Annotated in this window: 14 protein-coding genes; 6 read left to right on the top strand and 8 right to left on the bottom strand. The window is 69.3% G+C overall.

What is annotated here, in order from left to right:
- Positions 1-174 precede the first annotated feature (174 nt).
- The 4 genes from ftsR to ACQEVO_RS10310 form a co-directional block, all read right to left on the bottom strand.
- The gene (gene ftsR, locus ACQEVO_RS10325) at positions 175-978 is read right to left on the bottom strand and encodes a transcriptional regulator FtsR (protein WP_432911461.1); all 804 of its coding nucleotides are present in this window, start codon (positions 976-978) and stop codon (positions 175-177) included.
- Positions 979-1,040: 62 nt separating this feature from the next.
- A complete protein-coding gene (gene odhI, locus ACQEVO_RS10320; RefSeq protein ID WP_030520553.1) occupies positions 1,041-1,526 on the bottom strand; it encodes an oxoglutarate dehydrogenase inhibitor Odhl in 486 nt (161 codons plus the stop codon).
- Positions 1,527-1,676: 150 nt separating this feature from the next.
- Complete coding sequence (gene gcvH, locus ACQEVO_RS10315; RefSeq protein WP_432911457.1) at positions 1,677-2,075, bottom strand: glycine cleavage system protein GcvH; 399 nt, start codon at positions 2,073-2,075, stop codon at positions 1,677-1,679.
- Positions 2,076-2,118: 43 nt separating this feature from the next.
- Positions 2,119-2,760: a CDP-alcohol phosphatidyltransferase family protein gene (locus ACQEVO_RS10310; RefSeq protein ID WP_432922531.1), complete on the bottom strand. Its 642-nt coding sequence runs from the start codon at positions 2,758-2,760 to the stop codon at positions 2,119-2,121.
- Between the two features lie 409 nt (positions 2,761-3,169).
- Between ACQEVO_RS10310 and ACQEVO_RS10305 the strand changes: the two genes are divergently transcribed.
- The 3 genes from ACQEVO_RS10305 to ACQEVO_RS10295 all read left to right on the top strand — a co-directional run bounded on the left by ACQEVO_RS10305 (position 3,170) and on the right by ACQEVO_RS10295 (position 6,434).
- Positions 3,170-4,576 (top strand): DUF2252 domain-containing protein, encoded by a 1,407-nt coding sequence (locus tag ACQEVO_RS10305; RefSeq protein ID WP_432911454.1) that lies wholly within the window; start codon positions 3,170-3,172, stop codon positions 4,574-4,576.
- Between the two features lie 63 nt (positions 4,577-4,639).
- Positions 4,640-5,530 (top strand): NERD domain-containing protein, encoded by an 891-nt coding sequence (locus tag ACQEVO_RS10300; RefSeq protein WP_432911452.1) that lies wholly within the window; start codon positions 4,640-4,642, stop codon positions 5,528-5,530.
- Between the two features lie 151 nt (positions 5,531-5,681).
- Positions 5,682-6,434 carry a phosphatase PAP2 family protein gene (locus ACQEVO_RS10295; protein WP_432911449.1) on the top strand — a complete coding sequence of 251 codons (753 nt, stop codon included), beginning with the start codon at positions 5,682-5,684 and terminating at the stop codon, positions 6,432-6,434.
- An 86-nt stretch (positions 6,435-6,520) separates the two neighbouring features.
- Here ACQEVO_RS10295 and ACQEVO_RS10290 read toward each other — a convergent pair whose 3' ends face one another.
- Entirely contained in the window at positions 6,521-8,452 is a 1,932-nt protein-coding gene (locus ACQEVO_RS10290) for an acyl-CoA dehydrogenase family protein (RefSeq protein ID WP_432911446.1), read from the bottom strand.
- A gap of 328 nt (positions 8,453-8,780) precedes the next feature.
- Between ACQEVO_RS10290 and ACQEVO_RS10285 the strand changes: the two genes are divergently transcribed.
- From ACQEVO_RS10285 to ACQEVO_RS10275, 3 genes are all read left to right on the top strand, one after another.
- Complete coding sequence (locus ACQEVO_RS10285) at positions 8,781-10,805, top strand: threonine/serine ThrE exporter family protein (protein ID WP_432911445.1); 2,025 nt, start codon at positions 8,781-8,783, stop codon at positions 10,803-10,805.
- A 131-nt stretch (positions 10,806-10,936) separates the two neighbouring features.
- Positions 10,937-11,620, top strand: a complete 684-nt coding sequence (locus ACQEVO_RS10280) for a heme oxygenase (biliverdin-producing) (protein ID WP_432911443.1) — start codon at positions 10,937-10,939, stop codon at positions 11,618-11,620.
- A 69-nt stretch (positions 11,621-11,689) separates the two neighbouring features.
- Entirely contained in the window at positions 11,690-13,387 is a 1,698-nt protein-coding gene (locus ACQEVO_RS10275; protein ID WP_432911442.1) for an FAD-binding dehydrogenase, read from the top strand.
- A gap of 52 nt (positions 13,388-13,439) precedes the next feature.
- On the opposite strand, the gene ACQEVO_RS10270 is transcribed toward ACQEVO_RS10275, so the two are convergent.
- The 3 genes from ACQEVO_RS10270 to ACQEVO_RS10260 all read right to left on the bottom strand — a co-directional run bounded on the left by ACQEVO_RS10270 (position 13,440) and on the right by ACQEVO_RS10260 (position 16,224).
- On the bottom strand, positions 13,440-14,261 hold the full coding sequence (locus tag ACQEVO_RS10270; protein WP_432911439.1) for an IclR family transcriptional regulator: 822 nt from the start codon (positions 14,259-14,261) through the stop codon (positions 13,440-13,442).
- Positions 14,262-14,359: 98 nt separating this feature from the next.
- Positions 14,360-15,769, bottom strand: coding sequence for a serine/threonine-protein kinase (locus ACQEVO_RS10265; RefSeq protein WP_432911438.1), 1,410 nt, complete (start codon positions 15,767-15,769; stop codon positions 14,360-14,362).
- The gene (locus ACQEVO_RS10260; RefSeq protein WP_432911435.1) at positions 15,766-16,224 is read right to left on the bottom strand and encodes a thioredoxin family protein; all 459 of its coding nucleotides are present in this window, start codon (positions 16,222-16,224) and stop codon (positions 15,766-15,768) included. The genes ACQEVO_RS10265 and ACQEVO_RS10260 overlap by 4 nt, the downstream gene beginning before the upstream one ends.
- Positions 16,225-16,281: the final 57 nt, after the last annotated feature.

The raw sequence follows: 16,281 nt of genomic DNA, 5'->3' as shown, positions 1-16,281 counted from the left end.
CCGCCCTCGCCGTTGCAGGGCTCGCCGTACCACGAGTCTAGGCGAATTCCGGGCGCCGCCGCGATGGCGGCGGTGCACCGGAATCGGTGTGTTGCCACCGGCGTCGGCGTCGCAGGCTCCGCCGCAGGTCAGGCCGATCCAGCCGCCGGCAGCGCGGCGCACGGCGCCGGTGGGTCATCCGCCGAGCGAGTTGCGCACCGAGGCCTTCACCAGGCTGGCGTGCAACGTCAGCGATAACGCGGCGAGTTCCCGGACGGTCTCCTCCGCCCGCGCCCGGGCACCCGCATCGCGGCTCTTGGCTATCGGTGCCGCGATCTGGGCGACCAATGCCGCCTCCCGGTCCGCGGCGAGTTTGAAAGCGCGCAGATGCCGGGCTTCCAAACCGAATTCGGCCATCGCCTTGGCCGTGGTGGCCAGGGTTACCGCGTCGGCGTCGAAAAAACCGGCGGGGCCCGGGGTGATCAGATTCGCCCGGATCAGATCGGTGAGGAACTTGTCGTCGATACCGGCCCGCTCCAGCAGATCGTCGCGGGTCACCCGGATCTCGTGATCGAACTCGAGCTCGTCGGCGGTGATCCGGCCGGGCTGCACCGCCAGTCGCCGCGGCGGGCGGGGTGTCGCCACGCCCTCGTCCGCCATCTCCTGCCCCGTATCCGGACGGGCGGTGCGCGCCCGGGCACGGGCTTCGCGTACCCCGAGCGTCGCGGCTCCGCTGTCGATCGCCTCGAGTTGTTCCTTGATCACCTTCAACGGCAGGTACTGGTCGCGCTGGGCGGTCAGTACGAAGCGCAGCCGCTCACAATCGGCCACCGAGAACCGGCGGTAGCCCGAGGGCGTACGCTCCGGCCGGATCAGCCCCTCGGCTTCGAGGAAACGGATCTTGGAGATGGTGATATCCGGAAAATCGGGTCGCAGCAGATCCAGCACGGAGCCGATCGACATCCCTCCGTGCGCCCACTGCTGCGCCGCGCCTGTCATGATCTCGAGTCTTTCATGCCGAAGCGCCGATCACCCGGATCGGCGCACCGATCGTCACCTGTTCACAAACTGCCCGCACCGGCGGCCGAACCGGCCTCCTGGGTCCGCGGTCCGGTGAGGAATACCAGCCGGAACTTGCCGATCTGGACCTCGTCACCGTTCTGCAGCTCCGAGGAGTCCACCGGCTCCCGGTTGACGTAGGTGCCGTTCAGGCTGCCCACATCGACGACCTGGAAGGAATCCTCGTCCTGGCGGAACTCCGCGTGGCGGCGGCTGACGGTGACATCGTCGAGAAAGATATCGCTGTCGGGATGGCGGCCCGCGGAGGTCGTGGGCTGATCCAGCAAGAACCGCGAGCCCGCGTTCGGGCCGCGTTTGACCACCAGCAGCGCCGCGCCGACCGGAAGACCTTCGACACCCTGCACCGGCTGTTCACCGGTCGGCTCGCCGGAGCGCGATGCGTCGACCTCGTTCAGGAAATCCGCGCGGAAGACCGACGTCGTCTCGGCCGCGGTCTCCCCGTAACCCGGGTCTTTGTTCTCGCTCACCGTTTCTCTCCTCCTCGAACCTCATAAACCATGCAGGCAGATGCCGCGGTGCGACGTGGCTCGGCGGCCCCGACTCCGGGCGGCACATCCGTTGGCATTGACCGTACCCTGCCGGGCCGTGCCCGTGCAGGTAGAACCGGGAAGGCTGGATCAGCCCCCGATAACTCCTTGATAACCTGCGGCATCGAGCAGTTCACCGAGACTCGAGTCCAGTGCGGAGGCACTGTCCACCTCGAGTTCGAACAACCACCCGTCACCGTAGGGATCGGTGTTCAGCGTTTCCGGTTTCGCCTCCAGTTCCTGGTTCACCGCAACGATTTTCGCGCTCAGTGGAGCGTAGATATCGGAAACGCTCTTGGTCGATTCGACCTCGGCGATGCTGTCCCCGGCGGCGACATCGGCACCGGATTGCGGCAACTGTACGAACACGACGTCACCGAGTTGCGACTGGGCGTAATCGGTGATCCCGACCCGCACCCGGGTGGGTTCGGTCCGACGCACCCATTCGTGTTCCGCGGTGTAGCGCAGATCCTCCGGAGCCCGGTTCACGTGGTGTCCTTTCCTCGTGTCGTCGTGCACGACGCCCGCAACTCTATGCGAGCCCATCGCGATCTGCCGCGCCGGTATCCCCGCCCGGGGCGCCGCCGCGGCGATGCGGGGACCGGGGCACCGTCCGCGCGACGGCGATCGCGCGGCCGAGGTACAACAACCCCGTCCACACGTAGACCGCGGTGCCCCAGATCAGCAGTGCCCCACCGAAGGCCCGGCCGAAACCGTCGCCTGTCCAGTCCATCTGCCCGGCCAGCAGCCAGGGCAGGGCCGACATGAGCGCGAAGGTGGCGGCCTTGCCCAGATAGATGACCTCGGGCGGGTCCAGGGCGCGCCGCCGGTATACCTGCAACGTCAGAGTGAGCACCAGATCGCGGCCGATCAGCAGGATCGCCACCCACCAGGGGATGAGGTCACGGGCGACGAACGCCGCCAGGGTGGTGACCAGATAGAGACGGTCGACGAGAGGGTCCAGCAGGGCGCCGAGCCGGGAGGACTGGTCGAGCAACCGCGCCAGTTTGCCGTCCAGGAAGTCGGTCAGCCCGCTGAGGACCAGCAGGACGAAGGCCCACCCGTCGGCATGTTCCACCAGCAACAGCCACAGGAAGACCGGGATGCCGATCAACCGCAGCACGCTCAGCACATTGGGGACGGTGAGCAGCCGATCCGACAGCACCGCCGCGATCGCACCACCGACTCCCCGGTCCGCGGTCTCGGATCCGCCGGTTCCCGAATCGCTCGTCACATGCCAGTGCTTACCGCACGGACCCCGCCGATGCCAGCACGACCCCCGCCCGATGCGCCGGAAGAACGGCAATCGGCGCCGCAGGCCGTCCGCAGAGGTGAGAGAAAGATCATGTCGGCGCGCCGGGCGATACCGCGCGGCAGATCCGGCCGGCCATCCCGCACATCCGGGCCGGAGCACATTTCCGGGACAGGCGCGACCGTCACCGCGGCGACGCCGCCCGACGTATGTCCCCGGCGGCCTCGGGCCGGGCGCAGCGGGATGCAGCGAGCGTGGGCGGTATGGGCACCCGGCGCCGCAGCGCGATAACGCACGCCCCGGTTACACGAACACTCGGTACGGTTACCGCGTGTCGAACAGTCGTATCCCCTTGCGCTCGTATATCCCCGCGGAGGAAGTACTGGCCCGCGGCCGGGCCGTCCGCGATCGGGTGCCACGCACCGCTCGTGATCGCGCGATCCGCACGGAGGGGCGGCCGTCGATCGTCGAATTCACCGAGTCCACCAACGCCGGCCGGCTCGAGCATCTCGTTCCGCTGCGGATCGGCCGGATGATGGCGTCACCGTTCGCGTTCTATCGGGGCGCCGCCGGGTTGATGGCCATCGACCTGGCGGGCAGCCCGGACACCGGATTCCACGCCCAGCTGTGCGGTGACGCGCATGCCGCGAATTTCGGCCTCTACGGCACATCGCGCGGCGAAATCGTCATGGATATCAACGATTTCGACGAAACCGTGCCCGGGCCGTGGGAGTGGGATCTGGAGCGGCTCGCGGCCAGCCTGGTACTGGCCGGCCGCGAGGGCGGCGCGAACGAGGACGAATGCCGTACCGCCGCGGCCGACGCCGCGCGCAGTTACCGGCGCACCACTGCCGCGCTGGCGCAGCGGCCGTTCCTGACCTCGTGGTCGGCACTGGCCGACGAATCCGTCCTCGACCGGGTCGAGGCCGACGATCTGCTGGACAACTTCAAGAAGGCGGCCAAGAAGGCGCGGAAGAACACCAGCGAGAAGGTCGTGCGGAGATGGACGCATATCGACGACCACGAAACGGGTATCGAAAGCCACCGTTTCGTCAGCGATCCGCCGATTCTCACCACGGTCGAGCAAGCGGTCGAGGACGCGGCCGTCGACGCGCTGGAGCGCTACGGCGCCAGCCTGCGTGAATCCCGCCAGGGGCTGCTGGCCAGGTTCGCGGTGGCCGATATCGCGTTCCGGATCGTGGGCACCGGCAGTGTCGGTCTGCACAGCTATGTCGCGCTGCTGCACGGTAATTCGGGTGAGTTCCTGGTCCTGCAGCTGAAACAGGCGGCGCCCTCGGCACTGGCGCCCGTGCTCGGGGTGGCGCCACCGGAACACGAGGGCGAGCGAATCGTGCAGGGCGCCAGGCTGGTTCAGACCGAAACCGATATCCTGCTCGGCTGGACAACGATGGCGGTGCCGCAGCCCGGCGGCGGTAGCCGGGAGCTGCCGTTCATCGTCCGCCAGTTCCGCAATCTCAAGGGCGGGATAGCCCCGGAGGAACTCGAACCACACGATCTCGACGATTACGGCCGGCTCGCGGGCGCCCTGCTCGCCCGCGCCCACGCACGCTCGCTCGACCCCCGGCTGATCAGCGGCTACCTCGGCGAGGACACCGACTTCGACGGAGCCGTGGCCGATTTCGCGGTGCGCTACGCCGATCGCACGGAAGCCGATCACGAAGAACTCGTCGCCGCCGTCCGGGCCGGGAAACTTCCGGCGGAGGAGCCGGACCGGTAGTTTCGAAAGGCGCGCCGCAGGCGGCGCCGCGGAGTCCCGGTTCGGACGCGAAGGGCGGTCACCATGCTCGTGCAGGTTCAGAACAGCACCGACAGTGTTGCCGAACGGGCACTGGTCGATTGGCTCAACGGCTGGGACGGTGCGGGCAGTCCGCACGGTGTCGCGACGGTGAACTGCGATCTGCGATACCAGGACGAGACCTACCACTTCGACGCGGTGGTATGGACGCCCACCAGCTGCGTGGTGATCGATGTGGCCGGGCTGCGCACCGACCGCGGCGGCACGCTGCAGGTCCCGCTCACCGGCGAATGGACCCTCAACGGAATCAGGGCCGAACTGGAGGCCGGCGACGACCGGCCCCTGCTCGAGCGTTCCCGCGAGCACACCTTCGCGCTGCAGAGCTGGCTGGCCGCCCGCGGGCTGGGTCAGCGGGCCGTGCACGGTGTGGCGTTGATCGTGCCGCTGCAGCGGGTCCCGGTGCAGATCGAGCAGAAGGTGCACGATCCGAGCTTCGATGTGATCGTCGGCGACGACGCCGACCGGCTGCGGCACTATTTCGGGATCCTCGCCGAACGCGAAGCACACCGGTGGACCGCCAACGATGTGGCGATCGCCTTCCGTGGCATGGGGATCCTGCCCTATCTGCCGGCACCGCAGCGACTGCTCGAGGAAGGTTTCCTGGGGCCGATCGATGTGACGCTGTGGCACGGCAGCCCCGCCCAGGCGGAGGCGGAACAGTACGCCGAGGATCTGGCCGAGGCCGAACGCCTGGCCGCCGGCCGCCGGTTCGCCACGCCCTGGTACAGCCCGTGGCGGCTGTATCCGCGGGAGGCCGGCGATATCGATTTCGGCCGGGCGTTCATGCGCGCGGCATACGCGCTGGGGATGTTCGTCGCCGTCGTCTGGGTGCTGTGGTTCCTGATCACGGCCTTCCTGACCTACGGTCCCGGCTGAGGAACTCCGAACTCCCTCGAAAACGAATCCGGCGACGCGCACCGGGCGGCGTCCGGACCGCAGCGGCAGCGCCCGCCACCGGGCCCAGTCCGCACCGCCGGCACCGGCGCACGACTTTCCGGCTCCCACCGCGGATGGATAGGGTCGGCTGGTGAGCACCGCACCCGGCGTGCCGGATCCGTACCGCCCGGCCCGGCCTTCCGGAGACTTCCATCGCAGCACCGACGACAATCCGAATCCGCACGTACATCCGGCGGCCGGCCCACCCGCCCGCGGCGGCACACCGGCGCATACCGCCGGACCCGTCACCACGGGGCTGACGGGGGTCGGCGCTGCCGCCGTGGCAACGGCCCTGCCGTGGTCGTTCCCGCCGAGCGGCGGGCCGACCGCATTCGATCTCGAAGTCGGTGCGCGGGTGGATCCGCGACTCGACCCACGACCGTGGCTGGCGGAGGTGCTGGCGCTGGCCACCGCGACGGGCGTGGTGCTCGCCCTGCTCGCCGGCAGCGCCGTATGGTTCGCCTGGCAGCGCCGCTGGTGGGAGGCCGCCACCGTGGTGCTGGTGCCCGAGATCGCTGTCGCGATCAATGCCTGGCTCCTCAAACCGTGGTGGGGGCGGCCGCTGCACGACTACCTGGCGTATCCCAGCGGGCACACCGTCCACCTGGTCTCGATGGTCACCACGCTGGTCCTGCTGCTGCAATCGGTACGCGCCCGCGTGGTGATCGTCGTGCTCGCCGCCGCGGGCTGGTGCGCCGGCGCGGTGGGGATGATCGCGCTGGACTATCACCTGGCCACCGATGTCATCGGTGGCGCCGCCGCCGGAATCGCCTTGGCGATCGCACTCTATTGGGCAGCGGTGGCGATTCGCCGGACATTCCCGGCCCACCCATCCGGCGGGTAGCGGACTCGGGACGTGCCACGCTGACCCGCCGGCCGAACCCGGGCCTTCCGTCCAACTGAGCGCGGATACGTTCTCCGGGCTTGCTCCTATCGCCGCTCGTAGACGCTCGCATCGTCGAGCATGGCGGCACCCAGCATGGATTCCGGCACGCCCATCGCCTCGACCAGGGTGAGCACGTCGGGCCGGAGGCGATCGACGAGTTCGTTCACCCCGCGGCGCACCGCCTTGGCCCGTTCCACCGACATGAACCGGTGCATGATGAACCAGGCCGAGTTCTCCTCCAGAACCGAGTACACGTACAGATCGCAGACCGTTTCGGCGAGGGTGCGCGCCTCCTCGTCCTCGATATCGGCGATCCCTTCGATGAAGGTTTCCAGCACCAGCCGATCGATATGGGCGGAACCGGCGGCCAGGATATGGTCCTGGGCGTTGTTGAACGCCTCGAACGGCCCGGTTTCCTCGGCCCGCGCCCGCAGCCGGTGGGCGGCGGTGCGGGTCAGGTAGTCCTCGCGGTCGGCGAACAACTGCAGCTGGGTGGCGCGTTTGCCCAGATCGCCCTCGTCGACGGATTCGCCGCTGCGATCGCGCAGGGTCTGGATCAGCTGGCGCACGCCGGAACGTTTGCGGACCACATCCCCGGCCATGGTCGCGGCGAACCGGACCCAGCCGAGGGCGTCGAGGTCGCGGACCTCGTCGGCGTAGGCGGTCAGGATCTCCTTGGCGACCAGCTGGGTGAGCACCACATTGTCGCCCTCGAAGGTGGTGAACACATCGGTATCGGCCTTGAGGGTGACCAGCCGGTTCTCCGTGAGATACCCGGCACCACCGCAGGCTTCCCGGCATTCCTGGATGCTGCGGGTCGCATGCCGGGTCTGGGCGACCTTCAGGCCGGCCGCCCGTTTCTCCAGCACCCGCTGCGAATGCGGGTCGATATCCTGGCCGGTCTGCACCAGATGCATCCGGCGGACCAGGTCGTTCTGAGCGAAGGCCAGGGCGTAGGAGCGGGCAAGCAGCGGTAGCAGGCGCCGCTGGTGCATCCGGTAGTCGAGCAGCAGGGTCTCGCCGCCGTCGTCGGGGTTGCCGAACTGCCGGCGTTTCAAGCCGTAGCGCAGGGCGATGCTCAGCGCGACGCGGGCGCCCGCGGCCGCGGCCCCGCCGACGCTCACCCGTCCGCGGACCAGAGTCCCGAGGGTGGTGAAGAAACGGCGGCTCGGGTTGTCGATCTCGGAACTGTAGGTGCCGTCGGGGGCGACCTCGCCGTAGCGGTTGAGCAGGTTCTCCCGCGGCACCCGCACCTGGTCGAAAACGATCCGGCCGTTGTCCACACCGGGCAGGCCGCCCTTGCGGCCGCAGTCGGAGGTGGTGACCCCCGGCAGGTCGTTGCCCTGTTCGTCCCGGATCGGCACCAGCAGGCAGTGCACGCCGTGCTCACCCGACGGTGTGCGCAACTGGGCGAAGACCGCCGCCATCCGGGCGTGTTCGGCGGCGCCGCCGATGTAGTCCTTGCGCGCGGACGGAGTGGGGGTGTGGACCACGAACTCCTCGGTGGCCGGGTCGTAGGTGGCGGTGGTTTCCAGGTTCGCCACATCGCTGCCGTGCCCGGATTCGGTCATCGCGAAACAGCCGAGCAGGTCCAGCGAGATCAGCTGCCGGATGTACTCGCTGTGCCGTTCGGTGCCCAGGTTCTCCACGGCACCACCGAACAGCCCCCACTGCACACCGGCTTTGACCCAGAGCGAGAGGTCGGCGTAGGCCAGCATCTCCAATCCCACGACCGCGGCGCCGGGTTCGCCGGTACCGCCGTGCTCGCGGCGGAAACCGCGTTCGGCAATACCGAGTTTCGCGATCTCCCGCATCTGGTCCAGGACCCGGGCGCGGGCGGCGGGCAGGTCGAGGTCCGGATCGCCGGCGAATTGCCCGCCGGCGAGCTGGGTGCGGGCCTCCTCCCGGACGTCACCCCACGGCCCGTCCAGTGCCAGCCGTATCTGTTGCGCTGTCTCAGTGCTGCCGGTGCTCATGTTCTCGACCCTAACGGGATCGGTGTGCGCAGGCCCGGCGACAAACCGCACACGATCGCCGCACATGATCACCGCCCGGCCGGGTACGCGGTGCGCAGCTGGCGACAGCTGTCCCCGCGCCGGATGTGACGCACCGTGGCTATCGAGGAGCGGCGCGTAACGCATCCGTCGCGCGGGCCGACGCCATAGACAAGGGGTCGCTCAGCAGGGCAAACGCGTCCTTTTTTCCAAACGGAACGTCAAATAAACCGGTACGTAACAAACGTCACATTCATCCGACCCATTTTCCGGTGGAAAAGAGGCACCTTCGGCCACTACCTTCGCGGCTATGGCTGCGCAAGGATTGTTGGAAGGAGCGACCTCCACACCACAGATCTCTCCGGACCCGTCGGATCTTGCCGACTCTCGGCGTACTCCCCTGCGTCTGCCTGTGATCACCGGCGCCATCAAGAAATTGGTCGCCGATCGGCCCGCCACCGCCGATACGATCGTCTCCGCACCGGCGCCGCTGCAGCCCATCGATCTCACCGATGAGGCCGCCGTCGCCGAGGTTCTCGATCTGGCCGTCCGGATGGGCGAGGTGGTGCTGGCTTCGGGTACCGCTGTCACCGATACCGAGACCACGGTGCGCTTCATCGCCGCCACCTACGGGTTGTCGGCCTGCGATGTCGAGGTCACCTACAACTCGATCCGGATCTACGCGCACCGCGGACCGCGGCTGCCACCGGCCAGTTCCATGCGGGTCGTGCGCTACCGCTCCCTCGATTTCACCCGGCTCGCCGCGGTGGACCGGCTCACCCGCCGGATCCGGCGCGAAGTGGTGCCGCCGGACGAAGCGCGCGCCGCGCTCGACGTGATCACCACGGCGCCGCATCCGTACAAGCGGTGGACCGCCACCTTCGGCTGGTCGCTCATGGCCGCGGCGATCGCGCTGCTGCTCGGCGGCGGACTGCTGGTCACCGCCCTCAGCTTCGGCACCACGGCACTCATCGACCGCACCAACCGCGCGCTCAACCGCTACGGCCTGCCGTTCTTCTTCCAGCATCTGGTGGGCGGTGCGATCGCCGCGACCCCGGCGGTGGTGCTCGCGGCCGTGGCCGAACCCTTCGGGGTCTCGGTGAGTCCCACCCTGATCATCGCGGCCGGGATCACCGTATTGCTCAGTGGGCTGAGCCTGGTGGGCTCGGTCCAGGACGCGATCACCGGGGCACCGATCACGGCGGCCGCCCGCATGCTCGAGCTGCTGATGATGACCGGCGGCATCATCGCCGGTATCGCGCTGACGCTGCGGATCGGTGAGATGTTCGACGCCACGGTGCCGCTGGACCTCGGCCCGGGCCACGCACTGACCAACCTGCCGATTCAGGTCGTGGCCGGTGCGGTGGCGGCCCTCGCGTTCTCGCTGGCCTGCTACGCGGAGAAGCGCGCCCTCGCCGCGGCGGCGGGCAGCGGCGCCATGGGCACCATCTGCTACCTGCTGGTGCTCGCCGGCGGCTTCGGCCCGGTGGTCGCGGCGGGCGCCGCCGCCACGGTAGTCGGTCTCGTCGGTGGTCTGCTCGCCCGCCGCGCGCTGACCCCGCCGCTGGTCGTGGCCCTCGCCGGGATCACCCCGCTGCTGCCGGGCCTGAGCGTGTACCGGGGGCTCTACGGTCTGCTCAACGACGAACTCGCCCGCGGCGCGGATCAGCTGCTGGCGGCCTTCGGTATCGGTTGTGCCCTGGCCGGGGGTGTCACCCTCGGTGAATGGTTCGACCGGACGGTGCGGCGCCCGCCGATCCTGCGCAAGTTCGGCGCGCTGCGCCGCCCGGAGGTCAAGCGTATGCGCCGGCCGGCGGTGAACCTGGGCAAACGGCGCCCCACCGTCAATCTCGGCAAGCGGCGGGCCACCTCGCTGGGCCGCCGCCCGGCCGCCGTCGCGGCGACCGTGGCCCCGCTGGACCTGCCGGCCGGTTTCCCGGCCGCCGGGCAGTTGCCGCAGATCGCGGCGGAAGTCCGCCGTGGCCGGGCCCCGGTTCCCGGTGTCGACCGGTCCGTCTGGACGCACGATCTGGAACCGGGCCCGCTGGGGTCGGCGGTGGCGGCACATGCCGCGCAACCGACCGAGCCCGGGCAGCTCCCGGCGGCACCGGAGACGCTGGAATTCCCCATGCTTTCGGCGGATCTGCTGAGCCTGCCCACCCGGGCACTCGATATCGCCGAGGACATCCTGCCCACGGCGGCATTCCCGGTCACCCCGGCGCCGGAGCCGGTGGGCGTCGGCGCGGCGACCGGCCCACTGGGCGGCGACCACGGTGAATCGCGGTTGCTCCCGACCGAGCCGCTGCCCGCGTCCGCCCGCCCCGACGCCGACTGACGAGCGTCCCCGCCGGCGCGACCGGCCCGGTATCGTCGGGTTGTCGACGGCGGGGGTGGTGCGCACCGCACCACCCCCGCCGAGGAGATCGGGCGGCGAGCGACCGCCGCGTTCGCAGGAAGGTACGTTCGATGCCGGAGACCACCGAAACCGCCGATCCCGCCGCCCCGTTCTCCACCCGGATCCGGGAGGCCACCGCCCGGGAACACGAGGCCGCCGAGAATTCGACCTTCATCACCGATATGCTGGCCGGCTCCCTCGGAATCGATTCCTACCGGCGCTACACCGGTCAGCTCTGGTTCATCTACCGGGCCCTGGAGGCACACAGCGCGGACCTGGCCGCGGATCCGGTGGCGGGCCCGTTCATCAAACCGGAACTCGCACGGACCGCGGAACTGGAACGCGACCTGGCCCATCTGGCCGGCCCGGACTGGCGCGACGAACTCGATCCGCTGCCGGCCACCGCCGCCTACGCCGCGCGGATCGAGGAATGTGCCCGCACCTGGCCCGGCGGTTATATCGCGCACCACTACACGCGCTATCTGGGTGATCTGTCCGGCGGTCAGGTGATCCGCGGGCACGCCGAGAAGCTGTGGGATCTCCCGCATCGCGGCGACGGCGTGCGGTTCTACGTATTCGACCGCATCGGTAATCCGGCCGCCTTCAAACGCGAATACCGGGCCCTGCTCGACCGGATCGGCGCCGACGAACTCGAACAGCGCCGCATCCTCGACGAAGGCAAACGAGCCTTCGTGCTGAACCGGGCGGTGTTCACCGAATTGGCCGACGAATTCCCGGCCCGGCGCCCGGGCTGAAACGTCGTTCGGCCGGCCGGTGGGTCTGATAAGTTTCCCGCCGGTAGCTACGCAAGCGAAGGGTGAACCGTGTCCGAAACCTCTCCTGGCGACCCGGTATCCGACGACCATCCGGTGATCGTCGTCGGCGCCGGTTTGGCCGGTCTCGTCGCCACCTACGAACTGACCAAGGCCGGGCATCGCGTCCTCGTGGTCGATCAGGAGAACCGCAACAATCTGGGCGGGCAGGCGTTCTGGTCGCTCGGCGGCCTGTTCTTCGTGGACAGCCCGGAACAGCGGCGGCTCGGTATCCACGACTCCTACGAACTGGCGCTGCAGGATTGGCTCGGTTCGGCCGGCTTCGACCGCGACGACGAGGACCACTGGGCACGGCAGTGGGCGGAGGCCTACGTCCGGTTCGCCGCGACCGAGAAACGCGACTATCTGTACGACCTCGGCCTGCGGGTCACGCCGCTGGTCGGCTGGGCCGAACGCGGCGGCGCCCTCGCCGACGGGCACGGCAACTCGGTACCGCGGTTCCACATCTCCTGGGGTACCGGACCCGGCGTGCTGGAGGTCTTCCTGAACCCGGTGCTCGAGGCGGAACGCAACGGACTGGTGCGGTTCGCGTTCCGGCATCGGGTGGACGAACTGATCGTGTCCGGCGGCGCGGTGACCGGGGTCCGCGGCAGTGTGCTGGAACCGACGGAACTGGCCCGCGGGGTGGCCTCCTCGCGCACGGTGACCGACGATTTCGAATTCCACGCCGGCGCCGTGGTGGTGACCTCCGGAGGTATCGGCCACAATCACGACCTGATCCGGCGCAACTGGCCGGTCGACCGGCTCGGCCCGGCACCGCGCACCATGATCTCCGGAGTGCCCGCGCATGTGGACGGCCGGATGCTGGGGATCGCCGAATCCGCCGGCGCCGCCCTGGTGAACCGGGACCGGATGTGGCATTACACCGAGGGCATCAACAACTGGGACCCGATCTGGCCCGATCATGCGATCCGCATCATCCCCGGCCCGTCGTCGCTGTGGTTCGACGCGCTCGGTAAGCGGCTGCCGGCGCCCTGTTTCCCGGGGTTCGACACCAACACCACGATGAAGGCCATTCTGTCGACCGGTCACGACTATTCGTGGTTCGTACTGACCCAGGCGATCATCGAGAAGGAGTTCGCGCTCTCGGGGTCGGAGCAGAACCCGGATATCACCAGTAAGGACCGGCTGGCGACCGTGCGTAGCAGGTTCACCAAAGGTGCGCCCGGCCCGGTGGAGGCGTTCAAGGAACACGGTGCCGATTTCGTGGTGGCCGATACGCTGCGCGAACTGGTGGACGGGATGAACGCGATCGCCCGCGGCCCGCAACTCGACTACGCCGAACTGGAACGCCAGATCGTCGCGCGCGACCGGGAGATCACCAACAAGTTCAGCAAGGACGCCCAGATCACCGCGATCCACAACGCCCGCAATTTCTTCGGCGACAAGACGGCGCGGGTCGCGAAGCCACATCGGATCCTGGATCCGGCCGCGGGGCCGCTCATCGCGGTGCGGCTCAACGTCCTCACCCGTAAAACGCTCGGTGGTTTGCAGACCGACCTGGATTCCCGGGTGATGCGCCCCGACGGCACGCCCTTCCCCGGGCTGTACGCCGCGGGTGAGGTCGCCGGTTTCGGTGGCGGCGGTGTCCACGGCTACAACGCGCTGGAAGGCACGTTCCTCGGCGGATGCATTTTCTCCGGCCGCGCGGCGGGCCGGGCGCTGGCGAAATCCCTCGGCCCGGCCTGACCTCCGGCTCCGCGCCACCTCTGCGGTGTGGCTGCCGGGGCGACCCGGACACCTACTCCCGGGAGAGCAATCTGCCCGCTTCGGTGGCCAGCGCGGCGAGTTGCCGTGCCTGCCGATTGGTGTCGACGGCGGGCCGGCCGGCGCCGATCCGGGTGGTCAGCGACAGGGCCGCCACCGCGATACCGCGGCGACGGACGGGTACCGCGACACAGCCGATTCCCGTGACCGCTTCCTCGTTGTCCACCGCGACCCCCTGCCGGCTGCGAATACGGGCCAGTTCACGATGTAGTTCCAGGCGGTCACCGATGGTGCGCGGGGTGAGCCGGGGCAGCCGTTCGCGCAGCGAGGTTTCCACCACCCCGGGATCGAGACTGGCCAGCAGCGCTTTTCCGAGGGCGGTACTGTGCGCGGGCAGCCGGCCACCGACCCGGGTGGGCACCGTGGCGCTGTTACGGCCACCGGTTTTGTCCAGATACACCACATCGCGGCCGTCCAGGACGCCCAGATGCCCGACCGCGGACGTCCGCTGGCACAGCTCGTGCAGCAGCGGCCCGATCACTGCCCGCAATTCGTTGTGCCCGGCGGCCAGGCCGCCCAGTTCCAGTGTCCGCAGACCCAGCCGGTAGCCGCCGGGTGAATGGGCCAGCCAGCGCAGCCGGATCATCTGGTCCAGGATGCGGTGCACCGTCGACCGCGGCAGCCCGGTGCGCTCCACCAGATCCTGCAGGGTGAGCACCGGGGTGGCGGGCGCGAACGCGTCCAGGATCAGTGTCATGCGCTCGATCATCGATACCGGTGGGACGGGCCGGACCGGCTGTTGCCCGTCCTGCCACGACCCGCCCGGTTCCGGGTCGGCCAGCACCTCGACCGTCAAGACTTACCTCCATCGTGCAGCCCGGCCAGCTTATGCGTAGCGAACCGGACGCTATCGACGATGCCCCTTTCCGGTCGTGTGCAAACCCTCACAGCGGATCAGCCCGGCAGTAAGGAGGAATTGAATACGCTGCACAGCCAGCGGCCGTCGACGAGTTCCATCACCGTGGACACCGACAGCTCCCGCGAGGTCTCGGGCCCGCCCGGTTCGGCATTGAGCGTGATGAGCTGCACCCGCACATCCGCGCGGGTATCGTTCGCGCTCATCGTCGCCGCACAGGTGGCCTTCTCGACCCGGGATCGTTCGGGGTCGGCGGAGATGAGCACCCGGGCCATCGGCAGGACGGTTTCGGCCTGGCTCTTCCACTGCCCGGTGGCCCCGGCGTGGACCTTGCGCTCCCAGCCCGCCGGGTCGGCATAGTCGTAGGTTCCCACCAGGGCGGAGTATTCGCATGCGGCCTGTTCGGCGGCGGCTTTCGTATTCGCCGGTGGCGGCGGAACCACGGAGTCGGCGCTGCCGCCGCGCAGCACCGCGGTGAGCCAGGCGGCCGCGACGAACACGGCCAAGGCAGTGGCGCCGGCCAGTGCGGTCAGGAGTGGTCGGCGGCCACGCCGGGATCGGCCGGCCGGTGGCGCGACGGGCGGCAGTATCGCCGGCCGGGTGACCTCGGTATCGGTCAGCGCTCGCCGCGCCGCCTGCGCCAGTTCACCGCAGCCGGAGAATCGCTCGGCCGGGTTCTTGGCCATCGCTTTCGCGATCACCCCGTCGAAACCGCGCGGCAATCGCGGATCGGCGTGCGACGGCACCGGCACCGGAGCATTGAGATGGGCGTTGATCAGTGCGCCCGTGGTGGTCGCCGGATACGGCAGCCGGCCGGTGAGCATGTAGTACAGCGTGCAGCCCAGCGAGTACACATCGGCGCGGCGGTCGATATCGGGGCGCATCTCGAAATACTCGGGCGCCGCGTAATGGAAACTGGCGTACAACTCGCCGGTCCGGGTCAGGCCGTCGGACCGGTCGAGCGCTTTCGCGATCCCGAAATCGGAGAGGAACACCTGCTGCTGATCGCCCCAGGCCAGCAGGATGTTCGCGGGTTTCACATCGCGGTGCAGGATTCCGGCGGCATGGGCGTGGTCGAGGGCCCGCGCGGTTTCCTCGGTGATCCGCACGGCGTGGTCGGGGCGGATGGGGCCGTTGCGCAGCACCGCCGCGACATCGGTGCCTTCGACGTACCGCATCGCCATCCACAGGCGGTGCTGTTCCTCGCCGCGGGCGTAGACGGCGACGATATTCGGGTGCGCGAGCCGCGCGACCGTATCGGCTTCGCGCAGGAACCGCGCCCGCACATCGTGGTCGTCGCCCGCTACCGGGTGCAGCAATTTCAGGGCGACCGGACGCGGGAGATCACGGTCGCGAGCCAGGTAGACCTGCCCCATACCGCCCGCGCCCAGCAGGCGTTCGACGCGGTAACCGGCGAAAATCGCGCCCGGCTCGAGCCCGCCGGTCACGCGGAACGCAGTCCCGGCCACCCGTAGGGATGCGGGCCCGGTGCGGGTCCGGCGCGACCGGGCTCCGTGACCTCCACCGCGGACGTCATTTCCGCGCGCACCGGCTGACCGTGCTCACGCCGGAATGTCTCCATATCCATCCAGCGGATCTGCTGGACGAGCTCCTCGAGTTGATCGGCGGGCAGGAATCCGGCCTGCGAATGCACCAGCATGCCCTCGCGGAACGCCATGACCCACGGGTAGCGGTCGACCTGTCCGGCCGCGGCCAGCGCGGGTTCGGCCTCCGCCTCGACCGTGGCGTGCACGATATCGCGATGCGTTTCCGAGGAGGCCTCGTAGACCGGCGCGAACCGGGTGCACCAACCACACCAGGTCGCCCAGAAATCCACCAGCACAATGTGATTGGTGGCCACAACAGTCTGGAAATTCTGCTGGGTCAGTGGCATCGTCGGCATCTGTCGTCCTCCCGGCGGCCCGAGCCGACCGCCCCGCGTGCGTATCACCCCGTCCGG

It is taken from the genome of Nocardia sp. CA-290969 (assembly GCF_050936135.1).
GTDB lineage: Bacteria > Actinomycetota > Actinomycetes > Mycobacteriales > Mycobacteriaceae > Nocardia.
Note: the sequence above shows the minus strand (reverse complement) of the source record. Positions and strands in the feature narration are given on the sequence as shown.

Excerpts from the sequence above, each read along its gene's own strand:
- ACQEVO_RS10300 (WP_432911452.1), top strand. The coding sequence starts at position 4,640 with ATGCTCGTGCAGGTTCAGAACAGCACCGACAGTGTTGCCGAACGGGCA.
- ftsR (WP_432911461.1), bottom strand. The coding sequence starts at position 978 with ATGACAGGCGCGGCGCAGCAGTGGGCGCACGGAGGGATGTCGATCGGC.
- ACQEVO_RS10285 (WP_432911445.1), top strand. The coding sequence starts at position 8,781 with ATGGCTGCGCAAGGATTGTTGGAAGGAGCGACCTCCACACCACAGATC.
- ACQEVO_RS10290 (WP_432911446.1), bottom strand. The coding sequence starts at position 8,452 with ATGAGCACCGGCAGCACTGAGACAGCGCAACAGATACGGCTGGCACTG.
- ACQEVO_RS10280 (WP_432911443.1), top strand. The coding sequence starts at position 10,937 with ATGCCGGAGACCACCGAAACCGCCGATCCCGCCGCCCCGTTCTCCACC.
- ACQEVO_RS10260 (WP_432911435.1), bottom strand. The coding sequence starts at position 16,224 with ATGCCGACGATGCCACTGACCCAGCAGAATTTCCAGACTGTTGTGGCC.